Consider the following 7,786-nt stretch of genomic DNA (forward strand, 5'->3'; position numbering starts at 1 on the left):
TTGCGCGCTTCCCAGATCGCGAAAATGTCCGCCCCCCGCTGCTCGACCCGACGTGAGCGCCTGTCTCCGCCCTGAGGCTTGGGAGCAAAGCTGCCGGTATCGCGGCGCTGCGCCTGCCAGCGGATCGCCGGCGCCGGCGCGACCCCAAAACGAACCGCCGCCGCACGGCAGCTCATCCCCTCATCAATCGCCGCCAAAAGCCGCCGACGCAGATCCATCGATAGTGGTAGGCCCATCCATGCCGGCCTCCTTCACCAGCACGGATTCTGAACCAGAAAACGCCGCCCGAGGGAATCCCCTTTCGATTCAGACAGGTCGAAAACCGCTCTAATCAGGAAGATGGGAGAATAACATCGTTTTTGTGCACGATTTGTGCATACCGAAAATGCACATTTTTAGCCGCACTCCACATCTGTGTGCGTTTAAATATCGTTATATAACAATGATTTAAATGGCGCACCCGACAGAACGAAACGGATAACGTCTATGTAATTGATTTATATATGATTTAATCATTCCATGTCATCTGCTTACCTGATTACAATTATCACCTGCTGCATAGAAAAAGAGGCAGATGGATCGCCACCGAGATCACCGTCCATCTGGTTTGGAGGTAGACCCTAAGCCCGACAGCATAATGCTAGCCATTGGCCATCAATACAAAAAGCTCAGCTTCTCAACGGTACCAATCAGGGATGCACATCACCACCAAATCATGGTGGCCTGCCACAATGAAGGAAGGGACCCTTCGCTGCGGCAGGTGAGCCATGCATGTCACTTCAGCGGCTGGCAATCACGGTCACGGCGCGGCGGTTTTGAGCCCAGGCAGCTTCACCGGTCCCATCCACGGCCTGGCGTTCCTTGCCATAGGAAATGATAGTCATCAGGCTGACGGCGACGCCTTGGGAAGCCAGGAAGTTTTTGGCTGCATTCGCGCGGCGATCCCCCAGCGCCAGGTTGTATTCGCGGGTCCCGCGCTCGTCGCAATGGCCTTCCACCGTCACCCGGACGCCCGGGTTGCGCTTCAGCCATTCGGCATGACGCGCAAGGGTGGCCCGGGCTTCACCATCGAGGCTGTCGCTATCGAGGGCGAACAGGATCGTGTCGGTCCCGGCCTGGGCGCGCAGGTCATCCTGGCTACCCGGAATGATGCCGTTGCCCACGCCCGGGGTCTGCTCGCCGTAGGTAGGAGCGTTGCTGATGGCGGTAGGCGCGCTCGTCGATGGCGGAGCCTCGAGTGCCACCTTCTTCTTGCCGCCGCATGCTGCAAGCGACAGGCCCAGGGCGGCCAGGAGGGTAAAATTAGAAAACATTTGCTTCATGTCAGTTGATCCACGTTTCTGCTGTCAGTTACGCGTTACGAATTGCAATCATGGCAACAAAGGCGGACAGGCCGAATCAGGTTCATACGCGCTATATCGTTGTCATGTTTGCGGTCACTATCCAAGGTGTCAACATCAGTGGGCTGATAACTCACCTTAATCCACGGTAACGTGCGACTGGGTTACAGTGACCATGCTTGATGGGTCGTTAGGACAGCTTCCATTGCCATCTAAGTCAGAACAGCCCGCGCACTGGATCAATTAGCAGTCCCCGGCGCAAGGCTTGCGTCGGGATCAATCCACAACCAGGCCACCCCCCCCGCCAAACATACGCCAGCCGTGAATAGAAATGATACTGACCATCCAAGCGTATCAGCTAACAGGGGCGTCAACATCGCAACCCCAGCCCCGCCGATCTGGCTGCCCATGTTCATCACGCCCGATACCGCGCCTGCAGACCGCCGGCCGATATCCGCACTGAGTGTCCAGAAAGCACTCTGCGCCAGATATAGCGCACCTGATCCCAGCGCCAGCACCCCAGCCACCACGCGCACATCCTCCACCTGTGTGGCAGCGGCAATGAACACTGCAGCCAGCACCATGCCTGCACTCGCCACACCGCAGCGACCCACGCGCCCGCCGCGGCTGACCGTGAGCCGATCGGCAATCCAGCCGCCCGCTGGAGACGCCACCGCCATCGCAATGAACGGCAGGGTGCCGTAAATCCCGCTTGATTTCAAATCGAGCCCACGCACGGTCGAGAGATAGGTGAAGAACCACGTGAAGAAGATATAGGCCGCATAGCCAAAACAGAAATAACTGAAGATCAGCAACTGCACCGTGCGGTTGCCGATAATCATCGTCCAGCGCGCCGTGCCGGTGGAGGCACTACTGCTGTCGGGGATAACGGATTTGATGTAGTCGCGCTCTGCTGCGCTCGCCCAGGGGTGCGCCGCCGGTGTTTCCCGTGCCATTAGCAGCCACAACACCAGTGCCACCAGCCCGATGGCCGCCGTGGCCCAAAATGCCGCCCGCCAGTCATGGGTCAGCATGATCGTGGTAATTAGCGGCGGCGCAATGCCGGCCCCTACCCCGACGCCAGCAAAGATCAGCCCGTTGGCGAGCCCGCGCTCGGATGGCGGCATCCAGTTGGCCACCATGCGATTGCTCGCCGGGAAGATCACTGCCTCGCTTACCCCCAACGCAAATCGCACGCCCAGCAACGCCAGGAAGGCAAAACCGAAGCCGGCGGGAATGGAAGCCGTAACCGCCGTCAACACGCTCCAGACCACGACCCCCAACGCAATGATCCTATAGGCGCCAAAGCGATCCGCCAGCCGCCCAGCAACCGGCTGCGTGGCGGCATAACCAAGCGAAAAAGCACTGAAGACCACGCCCAGTTCCACATTGGAAAGCCCGAGCTCCTCCTTGAGCAGCGGGGCGGCAATGGCGATGTTGCTACGATCCAGATAGGCCACGGCCGCGACCATGAAGGTCAGGCCGATCATCGCCCATCGCGTGTTGCCGACGCGCGGTTGGCTTTGTGGATCCGTTGCGAGAATGGTCACTCAGGCCTGCGCTTCGCCAATAACCTCGGGGTCCATTCCCCAGCCCGGAAGTTCAAGTGGACGCGTGTATATCCCCTCCGGCCCACGCGTGATCGCATAGTTTTCCTCGAACATCTGATAAACTTCGCGCGGACCACCTGGCGCTGGCAAAAACAATTCGGCCCAAGGCGCATTCACGGTGGCGATCGAATAATGGGTCGATCCGTTCAACCCGCCGCCGTGTGGGATCACTGGAACGTCATAAGCCGCCGCCATTGCGCCGATCTTGCGCAATTCGGTAAGGCCGCCACACCAATTGAGGTCGGGCTGCCAGATCTGCGCGCCATTGGTCCGCAACAGCTGGCGGAAGCCATAGCGGCCATATTCATGCTCGCCTGTCACAATGCGGGTGGATTTGATGGCCTCGTTCAGCCGCCCAAAACCCTCGTAATCATGCGGCTGAAGCACCTCTTCCATCCAGTAAACCCGGTAGGGCTCCAACATCTCGGCCATTTCCAGCGTATAGCGTTCGGTCCACGCCATCCAGCAATCAAGCATGATCTCGCCGTCGGGTCCGAGCGCCTTTCGCGCCCGCTCCACCAGTTTCACATTCTCGCGCATCCCCGGCCGCCCGCTTGCTGGCCCATGCGGCATCGCCAGCTTCAGCTTGGTATAGCCAAATTCCACATGCTGTTCGATGTCATTGCCGGTGCAGTAGGCCGGAACCCTGTCCTTTGTCTCGCCGCCAAGGAGCCTGTAGATGGGCATGTTCAGCGCCTTGCCGATGATATCCCACAGCGCATTGTCGAAACCGCTGATGGCGTTCATCGTCACGCCCATGCGCCCGTAAGACATGGTCGAGCGCCAGTTGATGTCCCAGTTTCGTTCGATGTCGAACGGATCGCGTCCCATCATCAGCTTCTTGAGATGGCCCATCACGATCTTGCCGCCGCCAGCGCCGCCCCGGCCATAGCCGGTGATGCCCTTGTCTGTTGTCACCTCCACCGTAAAACCCGGCACATCGGTGGCGCCAAACAGGCTGCGGGTCGGCTTGTATTCCGGATAGATCGAGACCGGATTGGCCACCTCCACATTCTGGGTGGACCAACTGCCCTTGGCCGGCGTGTATTCTGGATAGGGCCGCTTGGGCCGGGTTCGCACCAACCGGATGCCGGTGATCTTCAGTCGGGATTTCTCCTGGGCGAAGGTCAGTTCCGGAAGAGCAACACCAACAGCAGCGAGTGCGGCGACACTCGAGATCAGCTCGCGACGGTTCATGTCACCACCCTCCGTGCATCATCTCAGAAGTTGAAGCGAACCCCCGCGCTGAACATCCGGCCAACCATGTCGTACAAAGTCCGGTTGCCGAAGTTTGCGCCAGCAATCAGGAAGCCCGGCGTCAGTGGCGGATCGCGGTCAAACAAGTTGTTGACCGTAATGAAGCCCTTGAACCGCTCAGCCTTGTCGAGGTCGAAGTTAAGGGTCACGTCGGTATAATACACCGCCGGTTGATCATTCTTGTCAATGGCACTCGGCCCGAAGCTGTTATCGAACTTGCCGGGGCCAACATAACGTTCCTGCAGATAAATCGCGAAGCGCCCGAAATCCACATTGGCCGAGACTACACCCTGCCATTTCGGTGTGCTATTACCAATATCACCTGCGAGCTGCAGCGGCAGACCGCCTGCAATTTGGTTCTGCAGGGTGATCACGTGATTGAAGAGCGCTCGCAGATTGATGTTCGCGCCGCCTATTGACGTCACATAATTGGTCTCGATATCGATGCCCTTGGTATTGCGAAGATCGACGTTGAAGAACGGCAGCTCGATGCGGGAAAGCTGACCACCACTGTCGCGCTGCAGGAAGCGACAAAGATTGGTGGCGCCCTCGAAGCAGAGATCGACCGTCCGTTGTGCTGTCAGCGCAGAAATCGCATCCTCGATATCGATCTTGTACCAGTCCAACGAAAGCGTGAAGCCCGGGATGAAGCTGGGCTGCAAAACAACACCTACCACCGTTGTGTTGGCATTTTCTGGCGTAAGCTCCAGATTGCCGATGGCGCCGCTCAGCGCATTCCGCGCTTCATTGTTGCGGAATGGATCGGTTACCGTCGCCGTGCCCTGGCTGGAGCCGCGGTACAGCTCACCCAAATTGGGTGCCCGGATATCGCGGGACCGCGTGGCGCGGAAGCGTATGTCCCGCACCGGCGCCCAGATACCGCCCACCTTCCAGGTCGTCACGCCGCCGCTGTTGCTATAGTCGGTGTAGCGGACGGCGCCGTTGAAGGAGAGCGTCTCGGCAAAGGCCTCGCCCTCAAACAGCGGCAGGTTCACTTCCCCAAAAATCTCTTTAACCGTCACCCCGCCCTGCGCTGGCTGCGGGTTTGAACGTTCAAATCCACCCAGCGTGTTACGCAGTCCCAACGGGAAGCCCTGAATGCCAGCCCCGGTCCGAATGCTTGACGAGATCGGATCAACGACCTGGACAAAGCTTTCTTTGCGCCAACCAACGCCGGCAGCCACTTTCGCGGGCCCGCCCGGCAGTTCGAAAACAGTGCCCTGTACGCTGGCTTCAAACACATCTTGCTGAACAGTTATGTCCTGAACCGCAGTGCCGGTGATATAACGCCGCGCCGGAGCCGAAGGCGCGCCAAAACCAAAGACATTCATCGGTACGCAGCCATCGGTAGGAACCAGCAATGTCGAACGGCAAATGATCGTGCCCGCCGGAACACCGGCAACATTGCCCGCCTGCGCTACAACCGCGTCTGCCGCACGGTAGAGATTGTTGGAAATGGGGTTGTCGCTGGTGCGGAACAGCGAGCGATTCTGGCCATGCTGGAAATAGGCATTATAGGTCCAGCCGCTGCTTCCGATCTTGCCGTCAAAGCCAAAGACAAAGCGCTTGGTATCGCTGCGCCCGTCCATCGTGGGCGTCGCCATGTCGGTGCTCACCCGGCCCATGGTGAACTGAGAAATGCCGCCATTGACCATAGCCTGCCGCGTCGCTGCCGGCAGAAAGGCGTTGTCAGCAAAGATAGGGAAGGCGGTATTGGCAAGCTGGAAGGTAGGCAAACTGGCATAGTGCACATCGTTGCGCGCCAAATTAGCCTCGGCAAACACCTTGAAGTTGTTGCTTACCTCATACTCGACATGCAGAAAACCGATCGCGCGGGTTTGCGCCGGCTGGAGCACGAGAAGGTCGTTTGGATTGAACGCGTTCCGATCGTTGCTCCCGACCATCTGAGTGGATGTGCGCGGGCTGCCGAATTGGAAAGCGCGCGCCGTGCTGGTGCCATTGGCAAAATCAAAGGTCGTTCCCGCCAGTGCCGTATTGGTCACCAGCCCGCCCAAAGAAGCATTAGAGGCTAGCGGATTGACAACCACAAGCCGCGTCGGATTTGTTGGAGAGGCTGGATTGCTGCCGGTTACATTGGGGTTGGTAATGATGCCGGTGCCACGCGGTGTCCAGTCGCGGAGGTTGGCCGTTGGCACGCCTTTGCTGTCATAATATTCCACGCTTCCGATGATGTTGAGTCGGTCTTCGAGGAATGACTTACCGGCAGCCAGCGTCACCTTGAAATACTCATTGTCCCCCTGGCCGGACACGCCGCCGGAGACATTGCCTTTAAATCCCTGAAATTTGGTGTTGAGCCTGAAGTTCACGACACCACCCACCGCGTCCGATCCATAGGCCGCCGATGCGCCGCCGGTCACCACTTCCACTTGACTTATAAGCGCCTCGGGCAACAAGGCCACGTCAACCGCGCCGGAGTTAGACGCCGGCACAAAGCGTCGGCTGTCTAACAGCACGAGGGTGCGAGATGTGCCAAGGCCGCGAAGATTGAGGTTCGCAGCCCCGTTGCTGCCCGTCGTTCCGGTGCTCTGGTTGGCAACACTTACCGATCCCGAAAACACGGGAAGTTGCAGCAGCGCTTCGGTCACCGTGCGCGGCGCAGACTTTTCCAGCTGCTCCGTTGTCGCTACCGTCACCGGTGTCGGCGCCTTGGCACTGTCCACCACCACGCGCGATCCGGTGACGACCATCAGCTGTTCTTCTGTTTCGGCAGTCGCCGCGGCAGTCGCTACACTAGAAGGGGCCGATTGGGCCAATGCGGGCGCCGTCAAAAGACAAGCCAGCGCGGTCGTCGTGGAGAGCATTAGGCGGAGCCGGCTCTGCCGCCGAACGCACACGGTTTCAAAAGCCTGAATGGCAATCATGTTAGTCTCCCCAAAGATTTCCACGGACCTTTTGGCCTCTCGAAATCGGTTGAACCCTCACGCAGAAAACTCGCTTGCCCGAAAGTTGATTGTGTCGCGCTATTCCCTTTGTCCCTAAATGTGGGACATTATATTAACATATAGGACAACATGCATTTGATTTGCTGTCAAGCGGTCGCGTCCATCTCCTCAGTAGGTCGTCCGCCCGCCCGACGTGTCGAAGGTTGCCGCGGTTGAAAAACTGCACTCGCTGCTCGCGAGCCAGCAGGCCAGCGCCGCGCTCTCCTCCACCTGGCCCAGGCGCCCCATCGGAATGCGGGAGCGCATGTATTCGATCTGGCTCGCCGGAAGCTGTTCCAGAATTGGGCTCTCAAAGGTCGCAGGCGTAATGCAGTTGACCAGCACCCCGGTAAGCGCCAGTTCCTTGCCCAGTGACTTGGTGAAGCCGATCACACCGGCCTTGGAGGCCGAGTAGGCGGACGCGTTGGGGTTGCCTTCTTTGCCGGCCACTGACGCCACATTAATGATCCGGCCATAGCCGTTGGCCGCCATCAGCGGCACCACTTGCCGGCAACAGTAAAACACCCCGTTCAGATTGATCTCGATGACCCGGCGCCAATCCTCCAGCGGAAAGTCCACCACCGGCACGCTCGCTCCGGTAATTCCGGCACTGTTCACCAAGATATCCACCCGGCCC

General features: G+C 59.0%; 5 protein-coding genes and 1 pseudogene. All 6 read right to left on the minus strand.

The genetic code is table 11. The annotated features are described in order from the left end of the window. A pseudogene (locus Q7O19_RS12350) lies at positions 1–236 on the minus strand (IS630 family transposase); the annotation flags it as partial. A 543-nt stretch (positions 237–779) separates the two neighbouring features. Further along, the gene (pal, locus tag Q7O19_RS12355) at positions 780–1,322 is read right to left on the minus strand and encodes a peptidoglycan-associated lipoprotein Pal (RefSeq protein WP_303810808.1); all 543 of its coding nucleotides are present in this window, start codon (positions 1,320–1,322) and stop codon (positions 780–782) included. 257 nt (positions 1,323–1,579) lie between these two features. After that, the gene (locus Q7O19_RS12360; RefSeq protein WP_303810809.1) at positions 1,580–2,830 is read right to left on the minus strand and encodes an MFS transporter; all 1,251 of its coding nucleotides are present in this window, start codon (positions 2,828–2,830) and stop codon (positions 1,580–1,582) included. Between the two features lie 60 nt (positions 2,831–2,890). Then, positions 2,891–4,147 carry an enolase C-terminal domain-like protein gene (locus Q7O19_RS12365; protein WP_303810810.1) on the minus strand — a complete coding sequence of 419 codons (1,257 nt, stop codon included), beginning with the start codon at positions 4,145–4,147 and terminating at the stop codon, positions 2,891–2,893. Between the two features lie 23 nt (positions 4,148–4,170). Beyond that, positions 4,171–7,089: a TonB-dependent siderophore receptor gene (locus Q7O19_RS12370; RefSeq protein WP_303810811.1), complete on the minus strand. Its 2,919-nt coding sequence runs from the start codon at positions 7,087–7,089 to the stop codon at positions 4,171–4,173. A 189-nt stretch (positions 7,090–7,278) separates the two neighbouring features. Further along, positions 7,279–7,786: SDR family NAD(P)-dependent oxidoreductase (locus Q7O19_RS12375; RefSeq protein ID WP_303810812.1), on the minus strand; the 508-nt coding region annotated here is incomplete at its 5' end.

The organism is Sandarakinorhabdus limnophila DSM 17366 (assembly GCF_945882885.1).
Lineage (GTDB): Bacteria > Pseudomonadota > Alphaproteobacteria > Sphingomonadales > Sphingomonadaceae > Sandarakinorhabdus > Sandarakinorhabdus limnophila_A.

Excerpts from the sequence above, each read along its gene's own strand:
- pal (WP_303810808.1), bottom strand. The coding sequence starts at position 1,322 with ATGAAGCAAATGTTTTCTAATTTTACCCTCCTGGCCGCCCTGGGCCTG.
- Q7O19_RS12370 (WP_303810811.1), bottom strand. The coding sequence starts at position 7,089 with ATGATTGCCATTCAGGCTTTTGAAACCGTGTGCGTTCGGCGGCAGAGC.
- Q7O19_RS12360 (WP_303810809.1), bottom strand. The coding sequence starts at position 2,830 with ATGATCGGCCTGACCTTCATGGTCGCGGCCGTGGCCTATCTGGATCGT.
- Q7O19_RS12365 (WP_303810810.1), bottom strand. The coding sequence starts at position 4,147 with ATGAACCGTCGCGAGCTGATCTCGAGTGTCGCCGCACTCGCTGCTGTT.